The organism is Xenorhabdus santafensis (assembly GCF_033949405.1).
Lineage (GTDB): Bacteria > Pseudomonadota > Gammaproteobacteria > Enterobacterales > Enterobacteriaceae > Xenorhabdus > Xenorhabdus santafensis.
Map to the genome: position 1 here is coordinate 21,739 of NZ_VCDN01000050.1, position 17,869 is coordinate 39,607.

General features: G+C 41.9%; 17 protein-coding genes. 7 read left to right on the top strand and 10 right to left on the bottom strand.

Translation table 11 applies throughout. The features are described from left to right. Positions 1-6: 6 nt before the first annotated feature. Both lipA and crcB read left to right on the top strand, forming a co-directional pair. Positions 7-972, top strand: coding sequence for a lipoyl synthase (lipA, locus tag FE392_RS13570; protein WP_092512653.1), 966 nt, complete (start codon positions 7-9; stop codon positions 970-972). A 15-nt stretch (positions 973-987) separates the two neighbouring features. Then, positions 988-1,362, top strand: a complete 375-nt coding sequence (gene crcB, locus FE392_RS13575; protein ID WP_319930752.1) for a fluoride efflux transporter CrcB — start codon at positions 988-990, stop codon at positions 1,360-1,362. A 74-nt stretch (positions 1,363-1,436) separates the two neighbouring features. Here the strand turns inward: crcB and cspE are convergent, their stop codons facing one another. Continuing rightward, on the bottom strand, positions 1,437-1,646 hold the full coding sequence (gene cspE / locus FE392_RS13580; RefSeq protein ID WP_092512657.1) for a transcription antiterminator/RNA stability regulator CspE: 210 nt from the start codon (positions 1,644-1,646) through the stop codon (positions 1,437-1,439). 190 nt (positions 1,647-1,836) lie between these two features. Further along, positions 1,837-2,322, bottom strand: a complete 486-nt coding sequence (locus FE392_RS13585) for a methylated-DNA--[protein]-cysteine S-methyltransferase (RefSeq protein ID WP_319930753.1) — start codon at positions 2,320-2,322, stop codon at positions 1,837-1,839. 1,464 nt (positions 2,323-3,786) lie between these two features. Here FE392_RS13585 and FE392_RS13590 point away from each other — a divergent pair. From FE392_RS13590 to emrB, 5 genes are all read left to right on the top strand, one after another. Further along, a complete protein-coding gene (locus FE392_RS13590; RefSeq protein ID WP_319930773.1) occupies positions 3,787-4,524 on the top strand; it encodes an AzlC family ABC transporter permease in 738 nt (245 codons plus the stop codon). Beyond that, entirely contained in the window at positions 4,520-4,852 is a 333-nt protein-coding gene (gene ygaH / locus FE392_RS13595; protein WP_319930774.1) for an L-valine transporter subunit YgaH, read from the top strand. The genes FE392_RS13590 and ygaH overlap by 5 nt, the downstream gene beginning before the upstream one ends. Before the next feature lie 129 nt (positions 4,853-4,981). Then, complete coding sequence (gene mprA / locus FE392_RS13600) at positions 4,982-5,497, top strand: transcriptional repressor MprA (RefSeq protein ID WP_319930754.1); 516 nt, start codon at positions 4,982-4,984, stop codon at positions 5,495-5,497. Between the two features lie 239 nt (positions 5,498-5,736). Further along, positions 5,737-6,924: a multidrug efflux MFS transporter periplasmic adaptor subunit EmrA gene (gene emrA, locus FE392_RS13605; RefSeq protein ID WP_319930755.1), complete on the top strand. Its 1,188-nt coding sequence runs from the start codon at positions 5,737-5,739 to the stop codon at positions 6,922-6,924. Between the two features lie 8 nt (positions 6,925-6,932). Next, positions 6,933-8,474, top strand: coding sequence for a multidrug efflux MFS transporter permease subunit EmrB (gene emrB / locus FE392_RS13610; RefSeq protein WP_319930756.1), 1,542 nt, complete (start codon positions 6,933-6,935; stop codon positions 8,472-8,474). Positions 8,475-8,579: 105 nt separating this feature from the next. Here the strand turns inward: emrB and FE392_RS13615 are convergent, their stop codons facing one another. The 8 genes from FE392_RS13615 to FE392_RS13650 form a co-directional block, all read right to left on the bottom strand. Then, positions 8,580-10,994: a GNAT family N-acetyltransferase gene (locus FE392_RS13615; protein WP_319930757.1), complete on the bottom strand. Its 2,415-nt coding sequence runs from the start codon at positions 10,992-10,994 to the stop codon at positions 8,580-8,582. Then, complete coding sequence (locus FE392_RS13620; RefSeq protein WP_319930758.1) at positions 10,994-12,307, bottom strand: lysine N(6)-hydroxylase/L-ornithine N(5)-oxygenase family protein; 1,314 nt, start codon at positions 12,305-12,307, stop codon at positions 10,994-10,996. Before FE392_RS13620 ends, FE392_RS13615 begins: the two co-directional genes overlap by 1 nt. A 73-nt stretch (positions 12,308-12,380) precedes the next feature. Beyond that, complete coding sequence (locus FE392_RS13625) at positions 12,381-12,590, bottom strand: hypothetical protein (protein ID WP_319930759.1); 210 nt, start codon at positions 12,588-12,590, stop codon at positions 12,381-12,383. A 515-nt stretch (positions 12,591-13,105) separates the two neighbouring features. Next, the gene (gene fhuF / locus FE392_RS13630; protein WP_319930760.1) at positions 13,106-13,870 is read right to left on the bottom strand and encodes a siderophore-iron reductase FhuF; all 765 of its coding nucleotides are present in this window, start codon (positions 13,868-13,870) and stop codon (positions 13,106-13,108) included. A 50-nt stretch (positions 13,871-13,920) separates the two neighbouring features. Continuing rightward, the gene (locus FE392_RS13635; RefSeq protein WP_319930761.1) at positions 13,921-14,736 is read right to left on the bottom strand and encodes an ABC transporter ATP-binding protein; all 816 of its coding nucleotides are present in this window, start codon (positions 14,734-14,736) and stop codon (positions 13,921-13,923) included. Further along, positions 14,736-15,782 carry a FecCD family ABC transporter permease gene (locus FE392_RS13640; RefSeq protein ID WP_319930762.1) on the bottom strand — a complete coding sequence of 349 codons (1,047 nt, stop codon included), beginning with the start codon at positions 15,780-15,782 and terminating at the stop codon, positions 14,736-14,738. The genes FE392_RS13635 and FE392_RS13640 overlap by 1 nt, the downstream gene beginning before the upstream one ends. Before the next feature lie 3 nt (positions 15,783-15,785). Next, positions 15,786-16,796: a FecCD family ABC transporter permease gene (locus FE392_RS13645; RefSeq protein WP_319930763.1), complete on the bottom strand. Its 1,011-nt coding sequence runs from the start codon at positions 16,794-16,796 to the stop codon at positions 15,786-15,788. After that, positions 16,783-17,811 carry an iron-siderophore ABC transporter substrate-binding protein gene (locus FE392_RS13650; protein WP_319930764.1) on the bottom strand — a complete coding sequence of 343 codons (1,029 nt, stop codon included), beginning with the start codon at positions 17,809-17,811 and terminating at the stop codon, positions 16,783-16,785. Before FE392_RS13650 ends, FE392_RS13645 begins: the two co-directional genes overlap by 14 nt. Between the last annotated feature and the right edge of the window lie 58 nt (positions 17,812-17,869).

Below are 17,869 nucleotides of genomic sequence, written 5' to 3' on the forward strand. Positions count from 1 at the left end.
ACGATTATGAGTAAACCAATTCAGATGGAACGCGGTGTCAAATATCGCGACGCAGACAAGATGGCTTTGATCCCTGTGAAGACAGTTGCCACAGAACGTGAAGCACTCTTGCGTAAACCTGAGTGGATGAAAATCAAACTTCCTGCGGATTCCAGCCGCATTCAAGGCATTAAAGCTGCAATGCGCAAAAATGGGTTGCATTCAGTCTGTGAAGAAGCCTCCTGCCCTAACCTTGCTGAGTGTTTTAATCACGGAACCGCCACCTTTATGATCTTGGGGGCCATCTGTACTCGCCGTTGCCCATTCTGCGACGTAGCTCATGGCCGTCCGAATGCACCGGATGCTAATGAACCGGTTAAACTTGCACAGACCATCCAAGATATGAATCTGCGCTATGTCGTTATCACATCTGTTGACCGCGATGACCTGCGTGATGGCGGCGCACAGCATTTCGCTGACTGTATCTCTGCTATCCGTGAAAAAAATCCTTCAATCAAAATAGAAACACTGGTGCCGGATTTTCGTGGTCGCATGGATCGTGCACTGGAAATTCTGACCGCGACACCACCGGATGTGTTTAACCACAATTTGGAAAACGTGCCACGTATTTATCGTCAGGTTCGTCCAGGTGCTAACTATGAATGGTCATTGAAATTACTGGAAAAATTCAAGGAAGCTCACCCAGATATCCCGACTAAATCAGGTTTGATGGTGGGATTGGGAGAAACTAACGAAGAGATCATCGAGGTTATGCGTGATTTGCGTCGTCATGGTGTCACCATGTTGACCCTTGGCCAGTACTTGCAGCCAAGTCGCCATCACCTGCCAGTCCAGCGTTATGTCAGCCCTGCTGAATTTGAAGAAATGAAAGAAGCGGCGCTGGAAATGGGCTTTACCCATGCTGCTTGTGGCCCGTTCGTTCGTTCATCTTACCATGCTGACTTGCAAGCCAAGGGCATGGAAGTTAAATAACCCGCTGCCACCATTATGATAAATATTGTTCTGGCCATATTTGTCGGTGGTGGTTTTGGTAGCGTTCTGCGCTGGCTCATCAGTTGCCGCCTGAATAACCCTTCTTCTCCGATAGCCGTTGGTACGCTGACGGCTAACTGCATCGGCGCATTCATCATTGGGCTGGGTTTGGCTTATTTCAATAAAGCTCCGCACCTTGATCCCGTCTGGAAGTTAATGCTGACAACGGGTTTTTGCGGTGGGCTGACCACTTTTTCTACCTTTTCCGTTGAAATCGTTTACCTTCTGCAAACAGGGAAGATAGGCTGGGCACTGGCTGGCATATTGGCAAATGTCGGGAGTTCGTTGCTTATGACTGCCCTTGCTTTTGCGATCATAAATAAGCTGTAATTACCTGTCTGCCGTCCCAAAACGAAAAAAACCCGTCATCAATGACGGGTTTTAAAGAAATATGGGATTCGAAATTAGATTGCGACAACGTTCGCAGCAGATGGACCTTTTTCGCCCTCAGTAATTTCAAACTCTACTTTTTGGCCTTCGGCCAGAGTTTTGAATCCGTTAGACTGAATGGCGGAAAAGTGTACAAAAACATCTTTACTACCATCTTCTGGAGTGATAAAACCGAATCCTTTGGATTCATTAAACCACTTAACGTTACCTTTAATTTTTGACATCAAAACTTACCTTTAATAAAAATAGACACTAACTCAGCGTCGCCTACAGTACAACAAAAAATATAGCCCACTGTCTGCAACATAGATCACGAATTATATAATAAAATGTAAAAAACGCGTTTTTTCGCTTTAATTACATAGATGATTTTATACGCCTCTACTGATTTCACAAATAAATTAGCGTTTTATTTTAATTTTGTTTACTTTTCACCTTCCTGTGCTTTTCATGCTCCAGCAACCATTCCTTGATATCCAACCCTCCAGTATAGCCAACTAATTTACCATCATGACCAATTACTCTATGGCAGGGAACAATCAATGAAATAGGATTACGTGAATTTGCCATACCGACCGCACGACAATAATTTACCGAGCCCAATGTCAACGCTAATTGTTTATAACTCCACATTTCGCCATAAGGGATAGTGCAGAGCTGCTGCCAGACACGCCTTTGAAATTCAGTTCCTTGCATACTTAAAGGAACTGTAAATGTCAGTCTCTTTCCTTTGAAATATTCCTGCAGCTCTTTTACACACTGTTTGGTAATCGAGTTTTTAGATTCTGACTCTTTCTTTTCATTAACAAAATAAATGCTGGTTACTCCTTCATCATCCGCAGTGATATGTACATAAGGCTTAGGAAATCCTTCTGGAGTATTCAGGTAATGATGGTACATAAACTACCTCCATTTAATTTATTATTAAAAATTTCTGTACTAGCCTAAATCTCTCCTTCATCAATTTGCAATGATGAATTCGGTTACACATCTGACAATTTGATAAAGAAACCATACCACCCTCTGACAATTAAAATTATGGCTCTGCCAATAATATATGACACTTTATTTTTAATGTCACTTTTTTAAAAAAAGAAAGAATACAACATATAGAATAAAAGCAATACAAAATATCTATATGTAGTCTTTATTTCATAAAAAAACTATCTTGATATAATAAACAAATGTTAGTTTTTATTATTAACAACTCTCTATACTACAAAGTTTTTTTACCAGAAGTGTTATGATTTATGGCAATCAAAACGACTATTCACTCATATACACCCGATTTGAATATCCCAACCAAGGATAAAACCCTTTAGGAGCATAACTAAATTCTTACTGCTGAATATTTATAACAGTACGGAAAAACACACGGCAAAAAAATATAGTGAAGAAACCAAGTAAAAATGACCAGAGTGAATAACCTCAGCCGGAAAAGCAAAATCCAAAGAGGCAAAGTGTAAATTACATTGTTGTCAATTAATCAATCGCGCGAAAAAGCCTATTATTTTTAACAAATAAAGAGTTTCATTGAAAACTGTGATGAAGCGCACTCGAGAATTAAGAAAGAAATCGCTTGATGAGTTCGTTTTCATTTCTTGATTTGTTGAGTTCTCATATGGAAGATACCTTGAAGCAATCTATTTCATTGTTATGAAATAAATTTTTATAACAATGAAGGTAAGCTAAAAATCTCATACAAGAAATTCCGGGCAAGAAGAGCACAAAATATATAGCAGACCATCGAATAAATTAATTAAAATAGAGCGAGGTGGATTAAAATAATATCTCAATAACAGACGGTTAATTTGTATGTAAATCAAACTCAAAATGAATGATATTTATCCATTCCCTGTCGCGGAGTTATTAACTTATGCCTCTTCATCTCCTCTGGCAATAAGCGTAACCCTATTGAATATATAGCTATTCTCCATCTATAACAAAACTCAAATATGGCCGCCTTATGCCGGCCAAAGGCAGAACCCCGATAATGGCATGGTTATTCATTAATCATAGAATGATCATACATTGATATTCACATACTAAATCATTAGGTACAGCACTAACACGTATGGAACGTTTGCTAAAGGCTATCCAAATGTCTTATCCCAAACTGCATCACCAGACTAAAACATTAACAAAAACTCACAATTCCCTCCGCATCACGCCAAATTCCTGCTAAAACCGTTGTTATAAATAATATTAATTAGATAATTTATACATTTCATATTTTCACATTCATCATATTTTGTTAATGTTGTTTCACCTATTAACAAAAAAACAAAATGTCGTATGCAAATACCAGACAAATCTGTACCCCACATACCGATATCTGATGCGCTACTGTCTGAACAACCTTTAATGCATAAGGTTTCTTCATTTAAAGATGGCATTTGGGATAGCCTTCCTATTGTTATCGGCTACATTCCCATTTCATTTGCGTTTGGTTTGAGTTCAGTCAAGTTGGGGTTCACTCCCTTAGAAGCCATTTTCTTTTCATGCATAATCTATGCCGGGGCCAGCCAATTTGTTATCACAGCTCTGCTTAGTGCCGGGATGTCACTTTGGATTACCGCCTTGACCGTGATGGCTATGGATATTCGCCATATTCTGTATGGCCCGGCATTGCGCTACCGCATTAAACAAAAATTGTCGAACAAGAAAACCATGATCTGGGCCTTTGGCCTGACCGATGAAGTATTTGCCGCAGCAACGACCAAATTAATAAAAGATAATCGTAGCTGGAGTGAAAACTGGATGGTCGCCGTTGCCATATGCTCCTGGCTCTCTTGGGTATTGGGCACTGTATTGGGAACGGTATTAGGCAACGGTTATTTGGATGAATACCCCGCCATCGAAGCCACGATGATTTTTATGCTTCCTGCCCTATTTCTGAGCTTCTTACTGGCGTCATTCAAAAAACAAAACAGCTATTGCGTCATTGCCTCTATAGCGGGAGCCATAGCCGGCATGACATTTTTTTCAATACCCATTGCCATTTTTGCCGGAATTATGAGTGGCTGTTTAGCCGCACTTTTGCAAACTAAAAATGCGCAATCTCAAAACGCACAGTTGAATAACAGTACATCATATGATTGATAATAAGATACTTTTTATCGGCCTTGTTGTAGGTATTGCTAATTTTCTATTCCGCTACCTGCCATTACGTATAGGAGGCAATCACTCACCAGCCAGAAAAAGTGGAAAGATAGGCGTCATACTCGATAGCATTGGTATTGCTTCCATTTGCTCATTGCTCATCATTTCAAGTATTCCAGAAGTGATAAAAGAGCATAATAAAATTCTTCCCACCCTATTCGGCTTTCTGACCATCTGTTTATTCTTTTATAAAACACGAAGCATTATCGTTGCAACACTGTCCGGTGCTGCCATTTTTGGATTAATATTCAAGGTATTTATGAATTAGGTATCAATATCAAAAGAAATATGATGATAATAAATAACTACAATTGCTAAATTTAACTTTTAATATAGTATTTGTATGGTTTTTAACAGAAGTTACTTTACCGGTTGAAACTAATAAGGTATCTAAACAATGGAAAGTTCATTCACTCCCACAGAAGAGTTGCTTAATTGCCGTGTAGCACAGCAAAAAAGTTTTCCCTATCAAGAAATATTGCTCACTCGCTTGTCAATGCATGTCCAGAGCAAAATACTGGAAAATCGTAATAACATGCTGAAAGCGCAAGGAATCAATGAAACCTTGTTTATGGCTCTGATGATTCTGGATACCAAAGAAAGTCGCAGCATTCAGCCATCAGAACTCAGTGCTGCATTGGGATCTTCCCGTACAAATGCAACACGTATTGCTGATGAATTGGAAAAACAAGGCTGGATAGAAAGAAAAGAGAGCCATAACGATCGTCGTTGCCTCCATCTTCAGCTAACAGATAAAGGTTCAAATTTCTTGAATAGTTTGCTGCCTCCTCAGCATGAATGCCTGGTTAAACTTTGGTCTATTCTGGATTTGGAAGAAAAAAATCAGTTAGAGAAATTGATGAGGAAAATCTTGAACCAATTAGACAATGTTGGCGATTGTTTTAGTAAGTAATCATTTCTTCCTCGAAAAGTTTTGAGCTAAGAAGAACATGTTATCGCAACATGACCTAAAAAAACTTTTCTGTTAGCCAGTATTATTTGATACTTCGTATGGCTGACTATTATCTTCAGATAAGATTAAAATCCATATTGTCCGTTTTTCCAGTAGTGTAACGACACACTACTGGAAATACCTTTGCCTGATAGCGACCACCCAGCAATTTAACCTAAGAAAAAATACGGAAATTCTCTATGAGTACTAGTGAGAAAGTAAAACTGCCGTCAAATCAAACCAGCAGCAATAAGAAGCAACAACGCCGCACTGTTATCATATCGCTGGTATCCCTTCTCCTTATTCTGGCGGTAATTTATGCCGTTTATTGGTTTCTCGTTTTGCGCCATCACCAAGAAACCGATAATGCCTATGTGGCTGGTAATCAGGTGCAAATCATGTCGCAAGTAGCGGGAAGCGTCACCACAGTCAATTTTGATAATACTGACTTTGTGAAAAGCGGCCAGGCCCTATTGCAACTCGATCCTCGTGATGCTGAGCTAGCCTTGAAAAAGGCCGAAAATGAGCTTGCCAATACAGTCCGAATCACTCATCAACACATGATTGATAGTAAAAGATTTCAAGCCACCATTGATCTGAAGAAAATTGCTCTCAAGAAAGCGCAAAGCGATCTCAATCGACGGGAGATATTGGGAAGCAAAAATTTGATTGGTAAAGAAGAGCTGCAGCATATGTATGATACTGTGGCGGCGGCTCAAGCTGAACTTGATATCGCTGTTGCCCAATACAAAAGCAATCAGGCCACCATTCTCAATACTCCACTGGAAAAACAACCGGCTGTCGAAAAAGCCGCTTCAGGCGTGCGCGATGCATGGCTTAATTTGCAGAGAACTCAGATTGTCAGCCCTGTTGATGGTTATGTTGCACGTCGCAGTGTTCAAGTTGGCTCCCGCATAAATTCAGGAACGCCATTGATGGCGATTGTACCAACCAACAATATGTGGATTGAGGCGAATTTCAAAGAAACCCAACTTGCCAATATGCGCATCGGCCAACCTGTCGAAATTACCAGCGATTTTTACGGCAGCGGCGTTGTCTATACCGGAAAAGTGGCAGGCATTGATATGGGAACCGGCAGCGCTTTTTCTCTATTGCCGGCACAAAATGCCAGCGGCAACTGGATTAAAGTTGTCCAGCGTTTGCCCGTCCGGATTGAACTTGAATCTGAGCAATTAAAACAACACCCTCTGCGGATTGGGTTATCGACTAAAGTTACGGTCGATACATCAAATACCGAAGGTTCTGCTCTGGCAACGACTGAACGTAAGCTTCCTGCTTATCACACCAATGCTTTGTCAGTCGATATGTCTCCTGCTAACAAAATAGTTACTGACATCATTAATAGTAACGTTGGGAATAACATTTAGGGGATGTCATGGCCAAAAGAGAACCTCTTACCGGTGCGAAGCTGGTTATTCTGACCATTTCGCTTTCGATGGCGACTTTCATGCTCGTTCTCGATTCTACCATCGCCAACGTCGCCATACCGACAATTGCAGGTAATCTGGGTGGTTCAATCTCGCAAGGAACATGGGTCATCACCTCCTTTGGTGTTGCCAATGCCATTTCCATCCCAATTACCGGCTGGTTAGCGAAGCGCTTTGGTGAAGTGAAATTGTTTCTCTGGTCTGCCGGAATTTTTACACTTGCATCTTGGCTATGCGGCATTTCCAGCAGTCTTGGTATGCTGATTTTATTCCGCGTAATCCAAGGGATGGCCGCAGGCCCGGTGCTTCCTCTGTGTCAAAGTCTGCTGCTGAATAACTATCCACCAGCCAAAAGAAACATGGCACTGGCTCTCTGGTCAGTAATGATCGTTGTCGCCCCTATTTGCGGGCCTATCCTTGGGGGATATATCAGCGACAACTTCCATTGGGGATGGATTTTTTTCATTAACATCCCGCTTGGGATTGCGATTATTTTTGTCATAATGCGGCTATTGGGTAAACGCGAGACAGAAACAGAGATTAAACCGATTGATACCATGGGTTTATTTTTATTGGTTGTCGGTATTGGCTCCCTGCAAGTTATGCTTGATCAAGGTAAGGAGCTTGACTGGTTTAACTCAACGGAAATCATTGTTCTGGCAATCATTGCCGTACTCGCCCTGATTTTCCTTGTAGTATGGGAGCTGACGGACGATCACCCGATTATCGATCTCTCGCTTTTTAAAGAACGCAATTTCTGTATCGGTACACTCTGTATCAGTTTAGCCTTCATGCTTTACTTCGGTACGATAGTCCTGTTGCCTCAGCTATTACAGGAAGTTTTCGGCTATACAGCAACTTGGGCTGGTTTTGCCGCTGCGCCAGTGGGATTATTGCCTTTGCTGCTGTCTCCCGTCATTGGGCGATTTGGTCATAAGATAGATATGCGCTATCTTGTGACATTCAGCTTCCTCACTTATATGGGCTGTTTTTATTGGCGGGCATATACATTTGAACCAGGCATGGATTTCGCCGCTGCCGCTTGGCCCCAATTTGTCCAAGGACTCGCCATGGCATGTTTTTTTATGCCATTGACCACGATTACACTCTCCGGTCTCTCGCCAAGCCGAATGGCTTCGGCTTCCAGCCTGTCAAACTTTTTCCGTATATTGTCGGGTTCCATCGGTACGTCCATCACAACTACCATGTGGACACAGCGCGAATCCATACACCACGCCAATTTTGCGGAATATATCAACCCATACAACCCTGAATATCAGCAAATTCATCATCAGCTAGCCCAATTGGGCATGAATGATCAGCAGATTGCAGCCTATCTGGCGAAACAGATTACCAATCAAGGACTGATTATCTCATCCAATGAGATCTTTTGGTTCTCTGCGGGTATTTTCTTGATTTTGACTATGTTGGTTTGGCTGGCAAAACCGCCATTTTCCGCAGGAGGCAAAGAGAGTGAAGGGGCACATTGATTATATAATCAATGTATCCGATGATAACGGGAGAATTAACTCCCGTTATCATCCCTCGGCAGCTCTTAGCTGCAATATGCAAAACAAGATGAAACAAAATTCACATTACATCGTATTTGCCGTTTCATGCACAAATGATGCAATGGGGTTAACCAAATTATCTGCAAACTTGAAACTTTGTGAGGGATCGCTTAAATCGAGCATTTGACGGTTGTTCGCGATTTGTAGCCGATTCAAGCAACAACGTTTAATTTCTGGCGTGAATAGCTCATAACGTTCAAATTGATGGTTAAATTCCGGATGCTGAGATTGGTAATCCAAAATGCAATCTGCCACTGCCTGCCAAAATTTATCCTGCCCATACCCCGCCTGTTCATCCAAAATGGCAGCCAAGTAACGAAAAACGCCATCAAACACATCTGACAGTATCGTCAACGTTTTCATCTCTTCTGGCATGCTAACTTTCACTCGGCTGGCTTTTTCCGGCAATTCTGCATCTGGGTTGATAACCAGAATCTCTTCCGCCAAATCCTTCATGAAAATATATTGCGGAATATGGTTCTCCATCACCATGATGATGTTTTCGCCATGTGGCATAAACATCAAGTCGTAAGCGTAGAGACAATGCAACAAAGGAGCGAAATAACAATTAAGGTAACGTCTGATCCAGTTTTCTACTGGCAACCCCGAAGCAGATATCAGTGCCGGCAAAAAAGCCTTTCCATGTTGGTCATAATGCAACAGCGCTGCCATAGTCATTAAGTTCTGGCCAGGCTTGATAAGCTGTAATGGATTTTCTCGCCACAATGCTGCCATCATTTTCTTATAAGGAGTATCCCCTTGAACGGCTTGTTCGTAGTAACTGTTTTTAAAACCTATGCTGGCAACTTCCCGCAAAATTCGGAAACCGTAGCCGTGCAAAACATCGTCCTTTTGTAGCAAATCAGACAACCAATCATTAATGCCGGGCGTTGTCGCCATATAGTACGCCGATAACCCACGCATAAATCCCATATTCAGAATAGAAAGCGCTCCTTTTACGTAGTAACGCTGAGGATGGCTACGATTGAACAAAGTTCGTATTGATTGCTGAGCCTGATAAACATCCGTGCCCTTGCCCAAATACACTAACTTCCGGTTGGCAATATCATGAGCGAATACAGAGGGAAGTTTATTTTTCCATTGCCAAGGATGGAAAGGCATCAGCAAATATTCTTCAGGATCTAATCCCAGAAGGATCAATTGATGATTGAAATGGGAAATCTCGTCAGCGCCCAACTCGTGCTCCAGCAGTTGTTGGTAACTAAGTTCTTCAATGCAGGCAAAATGCGCTTTACTCTTGTGCGCTGCCAGCCATACCAAATGCATGTCAGCAGCAGATTCCGGGCTAAAATTCTGAAAGTCTTCCACATCAAAACCAATGCGCCCATTGTTGGCAACAAAAATGGGATGCCCTTCCATCATTTCAGCTTCAATGGTCTGAAAATCAGCGTTGACCAATGCTTCAGCACTGATACCCTTGCGGTGATATTTAAATGCGCTGCTGTACAGTGTACTGGTCAACTCTTCCAAGTAAGTCGGCATCACGCTATCACTGATACCTAACTGATTTTTGAATTCGATCACGAACCAGACAAAATCCAATTCAACCTCATTTCCATTTTGTTGCTTCTTCAAAGAATCAGCATCAATTAACCAGTGATCCATTGCCAACCGCCGGGCCCGGAAATAGTAACTTATGGAATATTCGTGATTATCTAAACGGTAATTGTGATAACCCTGTTTATCGGCTGCTTCGGTCAATCGTTCAGGTGACAACAGGCATTCATGGGCAAATTCGGAAATGGCTTTCCGTATATGTAACCGATTCACTTTCTGCCAAATTTGCGGGTTCAGATGGCTAATCAAGGCGTGACCCCGGTTTTGATAGGTTGGTGTTGATGAAGCGTTCTTTTGCAATGCCATGTGATGTTGCTCCCTTGTACAGAATGCCAGCCCTGCGGTTTTATGTGGTAGTTGCACCGTTTTTTCATAAACAAAGCCCGCCCGCAAATTGAGTTGATGGATTTTTTCATTGCGAATATCAGGTTCAACGACAATTCGCTTAATGGCGGGATTACTGAAAATAAATGCAATGGCAGTTTGGAAAATGCCCCAGGTAAATTGGCTAATCTTCCTCTCTGGTGGCGCAACCAGAATATGCATTCCCATATCATCCGGACAAACTGAGTAATACTCTCCTATCAGGTCTGTCTGTGCCTGATAACATTCCAACAGGAAAGCGGGCTTCCCTTCAAATATGCCGATAAAGACGGAATTGGGCTGACGCGCAAGCAAGTCTTGATAAAAATCAGATACCTGCTGCCTAGTCTGTCCCTGCATGCCCCAATAATAGGCATAATCCCGATTAACCCAATCAGTGATAATCGCAATATCATCAGCCAAAATCAGTGGGCGCAAAGAAAAAGTACCAAACTCCGGAAGTGTTTTTTCAAATAATACTGTAGCAGTAGTCAACATTAGATAACCTCTCCATTTGCCACACCGAATTGCTGAAACGCGATGCTTTTTTCTATCGAATAATGCTCTTTTCCCGTAATTTCCTTAATCAATCGGGAGTTGCGGTAGCTTGCCATGCCCAAATCAGGGGTCACAAATCCGTGGGTGTGGAGTTCAACATTTTGCACAAAAATTTCATTTTTATGGTCGATGCTGTAATTGCGCTGAACATCATAACGCCCTTGATTGTCCCAGCGAATGAGCTCCCGTATATCTTCGATAAAACCGGGCGTTTGGTATTGATAGCCCGTGGCAAGGACGACAGCGTCCGTTGTCAGGGAAAATTCCTCTTCCTGCTCTTGATGGAATAAATCCAATGTCAGTTTTTCTGCGGTTCCCTGCCCCTCTTCTGTATGACGAACCCGCTGCAATTCGCTATTGGTGTATAACCCAACGTTCAATTCTCCATTTAATCTTTTGGTATACATCAAATCGAAAATTTCATTGATCAGTGAACTATTAATGCCTTTATAAAGTGATTGCTGCGTGCGATTCAGGGAGTCACGTTTGTTTTCCGACAGCCCATAAAAGTAATCAACATATTCGGGCGAAGTCATTTCCAGCGTGAGTTTGGTATATTCAAGAGGGAAAAACCGCGGAGAACGAGTTACCCAATTGAGTTGATAGCCATGAACATCAATGTCTTGCAGCAGATCATAAAATATTTCTGCGGCACTCTGCCCGCTGCCCAGAACAGTAATCGTTTTTTTCCGCTGTAACGCGGCCTTATTTTTTAAATAATTTCCTGATGACACCATCTCTTCGGCAAAGGGCCTGCAACATTGAGGTATATACGAAGAAGGCCCGGTTCCCAATACCAGCTTCTTGCAGAAAAATTGGTGCTGATCCCCCGTCACTGTATCTGAACAGAGCAAAACGTAATGTGAATAATCAGAGTCATAACTGATTTTTTCCACTCGTGTATTAAAACGTAGATTAGAGAGTTGCTTTGCCGCCCACTGGCAATATTGGTTATATTCTTTACGCATCAGGAAAAAACTTTCCCGGATATAAAATGAGTAAATACGGCCTTTTTGCTTAATGTAATTAAGGAAACTAAATGGGCTGGTCGGGGATGCCAGCGTCACTAAATCCGCCATGAAAGGTGTCTGCATAGTGGAATTTTCCAGCATCATTCCCGGATGCCAATCAAAAGCAGGTTTTTGATCGAGAAACAAACAATTAAGATCTTTTATCGGCTGAGACAAACAAGCCAACCCCAGATTAAATGGTCCAATGCCAATTGCAATAAAGTCATAAGTTTGGGTTGTCATAATTACTCCTAATAAAGCCACTTACTTAGAGAAATAACGCTTATTTATTTGATAGGTTCACCACTGGAGAAAACTATTCATCGCCAGCCTCAGTGCTGGTTTCAACAAGCACTGCCTGCCATACACCGATAATAAATACCAGCAATATATGTGGGATGATAAAATAAACAGCACCCTGATATAAAGGCACAGCCATTCCTCCAATGTAAGAACAAAAAAATACAATGGATAATCTAGCTTTAAATTCTAAAATAACAGCAATAGTTCCTTGAACGATACTCAACCAGATAATTAATTACCCTGACGCAATATTGATTTTATCTTTACAATAAGATCGTAGATAATTGTTAAATACCGTTCAGAATTATCACCATCAAATAAACACCGATAAAAAACACCTGTTATTAGGATGTTTATTTTTCATTGGAAGTGATTTTTTGATTGAAAATTCAAAAATATATTGAGCTTTACCAGACATGGCATATCCTTAATATTTATTACCCTCTGTTTTTCACACTTATGTATTATTAGCCAAACTAATTCTCTCATCTCCACAACCACCGCTTTTATAAACATACGGTTATCTATGTCTCTGATAAAGAATCCTTTGGCTGTCACACGATATCTTGAAAATACATTATGTTAGAAATTCATTAGGAATATGTAATTTATAGTTAATATTTGCTCAACATTACTTAATAAATAATAAGTTGCTCCATTAACAAATGGAGCCGATAATTTTTAACATCATCAAATCATGATAATTTTCTTTATAAATTATAAGGTTACCAATACTGCTTATGCTGTCAATTCAAGAGGGCAATCATGGCAATTCCCTACCCCTGGCAGCTTATTTCTTTGACAACAGCAACGACGTTGTATGATATTATTTTTCAATATAACGGTACGATAAAGAGGGTTATCTTTACCATTAGGCAGAGTTTGTTCAAAGAAAAGATTCTGGATTAATGCGTCATACTGAGCGCCTATTCTTTCCTTAAAATTATCTAAATACCAATACATAACATAGCCGATATTATTCCATAGCAAACGCCCATTTATTCCACGGGAAGATTCTATTTTTTCACACACAGGAATAATATGCCGCTCCAACATTGAATGATAACGTTCCAACAGAGATATTGATATAGATTCATCCATCCAGGTTAATTGATAATAAGCAATATTTGGCCTGCCTGTTTCATGGAACTCTACCTGAAAAAGATTATAATCTGTATCAACAGCCCGAGGATATTCGATTAACATCAGCATCATTGATGGAACAATTAAACCAAAATACCATTGTGCCCATAAAGAATAAAGCCCTTTTTGATTTGGTTTCAATTCATTATTATCATAATAAGAATCCTGATAGCTTTTCATCAATAATTTAAATTCTTCTTCGTTTGACCATTGATGAAGACCCATGCTTTTTGCTGGAATATTATCTGAATTTATTTTTATTAATGAATTAAAATGGCTAAATGCACCATCAAACAATTCAGTTATATCATCAACCGATATCTCAGACATCATTTCAATAGTTCCACTTTCATTGTTCATTCCATACTCTCCTCTATCAATTATAAATTTCGAGCATAAAATTCAGTGCGTTATTCATTTATTTTGAACTTGGGAATAATTAATGGTTTATTAGATTCAGGATCACAAATAATCCTGCATGATAAACCAAACACTTCTGCGATACTCTGTACTGTCACAACTTCTTCAGGAACACCTTCTGCATAAACCTGACCATCCTTCATCATAATAAGGCGGGAGGCATAACGCAGGGCCAAATTAATATCATGCAGAACCAACACCAATGTTTTACCTTGTCGGTATAAATTCTGGCATAGATCCAGCAATTCAATCTGATGAGAAATATCCAAATACGTGGTTGGTTCATCCAACAAAATGATCGGGGTTTGTTGTGCCAACGTCATGGCAAACCAAGCTCGTTGACGTTGCCCTCCTGACAATTCACTCACCAATTTATGTGACATGTCCCATAAATCCACTGCCTTCAATGCCTCATTAACGACTTTCTCATCCTCCGGCGACCATTGACGCAGAAAAGATTGGTAAGGATAACGCCCGCGAGAAACCAGATCATAGATTGTCAATGATTCAGTAACGGCAGCACCTTGTGTCAGTAGCGACAATTCTCGGGCAACTGTTTTAGGTTTATAACGATGAATATTAGCCCCATCCAGCAAGACTTCTCCACCCTGTGGCTGCATGCTGCGGCTGATTGCCCGCAGCAGGGTTGATTTCCCACACCCGTTAGGGCCAATGATGACACTAAACTCACCGTCATGGATCGCCAGATTCACCCCATTGATAATGGTTTTTTTACCGTATGCCAGTGACAAGTCTTGCACTTTCAATCTTGAAGTAGTCACTGAAGAGTTGACATCCGATGACATTATCGCGTTCTCCTTAATTCGGCATACAGTAAATACATTAAATAAACTCCTCCCAAGACAGCCGTAATGACTCCCACGGGTAAACGGGCTGAAGTTGGCAACATTAACGTGATTAAATCAGAAGCCAACATAAGCAAAGCGCCCACCAGCGCAGTGCAAAACAGAGCTGCACCTTTGTTTCGGACTAAACGTCTGGCAATTTGCGGCGCAGACAGAGCAACGAATGCAACAGGCCCGACAACCAACACCGACATGGTAGCGAAAACCACTGCCAATAATATGCTGGCAATCTGGATAAGACGTACTGGTACGCCCAACGTACTGGCAACATCATTGCCACAATGGGTGTAGTTCAGTTGCCTGCCCAACCAAAATAAGACGGGAATAAACAGTATCATTCCACTAATCAGCGCCACATTTTGCCAATCCTGACTGGCAAGGCTGCCTCTTAGCAACGATTGCAATTGTGCAGCCTGCTCAATACGAATATTTGAAGAAGCAAAATCGACAAAAGCCATGCTTAGTGCCGCAATGGCAATGCCTGAGATGATGATCTTGTTTGCCCGCATAGTGCCAAAGCCGGCACCATTGCCGAGAAAAACCAATAACACCGCGATTAAGGCCCCCAATAGTGCGCCCAATGGCACTGGCAAAACTTCTGGCCAAATCACCATTGCCACGACAATACCCACTGCTGCCCCACCATTAACGCCAATAATATCTGGGCTGCCCAGAGCATTGCGGGTTGTTAGCTGAAACAGGGAGCCTGAAAGAGCCAATGTTATTCCCGCGCCAATCGCCACTAAGGCTCTTGGTAAACGGAGTTCTGTCAGGATGAATGCTTGGTAAGGTGTTTCCATTAGTAAAAACGGATTATCCATCCCTTCTCTGCCCATCGCTAAGGACAAATAAAAAAGCACTGCAATTAACAGTAAAATAGAGAAAATAACCCTGACTACCGAGCGTGAAGGAGCGATGAAAGTGGACGCTCCCAGTTTGAGTGTTCTAATTTTTGGTGCTGCCATTGGTGGATGAATTAAGGCCATAATTTACTCTTCCGCCATTTTATGGGCGCGGGTTTTTGCGACCAAATACAGTAAGGGTGCACCAATACACGCGGTGATAATGCCAACCATAATTTCTTCCGGAGCTATCAGTAACCGGGCGACAATATCCGATATCAGCAATAAACATGCCCCTGCAAACAAGCAGTAAGGCAATAACCAACGAAAATCACTGCCCACTAATGCCCGCATCAAATGAGGCGCTGCCAAACCGACAAATGCTATCGGGCCAGCTATCGCTGTAGCACAAGCCGCAAGCATTGTTGCGCTCAGTAGAGACAATATTCGGGTGCGGGCAACATTGGCCCCTAATGAACCCGCTATTCCTTCACCAAATACCATCACATTCAAGGGAGCTGCCAAGGAAAGCGCCAATATCACAGCCACCAGCAAATAAGGGAGCAACGAACTCGCTTCACTGAATGACATTGAACTTAATGAACCAATCGTCCAAAAACGGTAAGTATCCAGTACTTGTGGGTTCAGCAGTACGACTCCTTGTACTAATGCGAACAGGCAGATATTAATCGCAGCACCTGTTAATACCAACCTGGTAGGATTGGTATTGCGTGCGCCCCCGCTGAGCGAATAAAACAAAAATGTGGATAAACTTGCACCAATAAAGGCTGTCCAGAACCGAGGAATTCCATCCAAAAATGGAATAAAAGAGAAGCAGACAACAGTAGCCGAAGCTCCTGCATTAACTCCCAATAAACCCGGATCACCCAGCGGATTGCGCAATAATCCTTGTGTAATGGCTCCCGACAAGGCCAACGCAGCGCCCGCCATTAAACCAATCAAAGTACGTGGCTCTCTGGAGTTAATGACTAAGTCATAATAGCTACCACCATCGCCCAACCAGTAATGTTGCCAAACCGCAGAGAAAGGCAGTGATTTCGACCCCAGGCTTAAGCTGGCGGCGGCACAAAGACAGGTCAGCACAATCATAAACACTAACCCAGAGATAAGAACGCTTCTCCGCTTAGAGCTGTTCATGTTTTGCTATCTCCTGCTTTAGCAATGGCATAAATTTCGGTAATCCCCAACGTAAGCTGAGTGGTGAACCATAAGACATGGACATCACAATTGATTGATCAGTCAACGGAATATATCCTCCCTGCTGAACAGCCCGGATAGTTCTGAACAATGGCTGGGATTCTGTTTCCTGACGTTCTTGTTCGCTGCTATACCATGTGACCAAGATATCGGCTCCATTAAGTAAGTCTGCGTTTTCTAAACCAATATTGACGGTAAAATTGCCGAAAGGTGCCGTTAAAGCGTCAGCTATCGGAAGTAAAGACAAACCAAGATGAACCAGAGTGTCCACTCGGGGATCATTTTTCACGTAAAGTGATAATGTATTGCCTGTAGTTCCCGCTTTGATATAAGCAAAACTATAACGGCCAATAGCAGGAATGGTGCTGCCTGCTTGTGTCAGTAAGTTATCCAGTTCCGCAATCAGTTTCTTCCCTTGTTCGGTTTTATCCAACGCTTGCGCAACCAAGGCAATTTGTTGCCTTGGTGTCGTTTGCCACGGCTTTTTCGGGTAAGCCACGACGGGGACAAAATGAGACAACTGTTTGTAATTTTCCCGCGTAATACCCGATTGGGTTGCCAGAACTAAATCGGGTTTCAGGCTGACTATTTTTTCAATATCCAACTCAGGGTACATTTCAATAATGGCGGGCAATTTTTCACCACGACGTTCTATTTCTTCCCTGAACCAAGGCAAATATCCCTCAGCATCACCGCCCCAACGATGGGATTCAATGCCGACGGGAATAACACCCAAATCCAGCAAAATATCTTCTGTGCCGGTTCCCAACGCCACAATCCGTTGTGGCGGTTGGTTTATCACCGCCGTACCCAGTTCGGTGGTAACTATTTTGGGGTAGCCTGCCATATTCGCTGGCTGGGTGTCTTTAACCGTGGGTTTGTCACAACCTGCCAACAAACTGGCCAAAAGTATCAACGGTGCGGCGATCAACATTTTGCAACGCGTTAAATTCATTGCCGATTACCCTTTATTGCTATTTGCTCAAATAGATAAAAATACATTATCGCCGCCC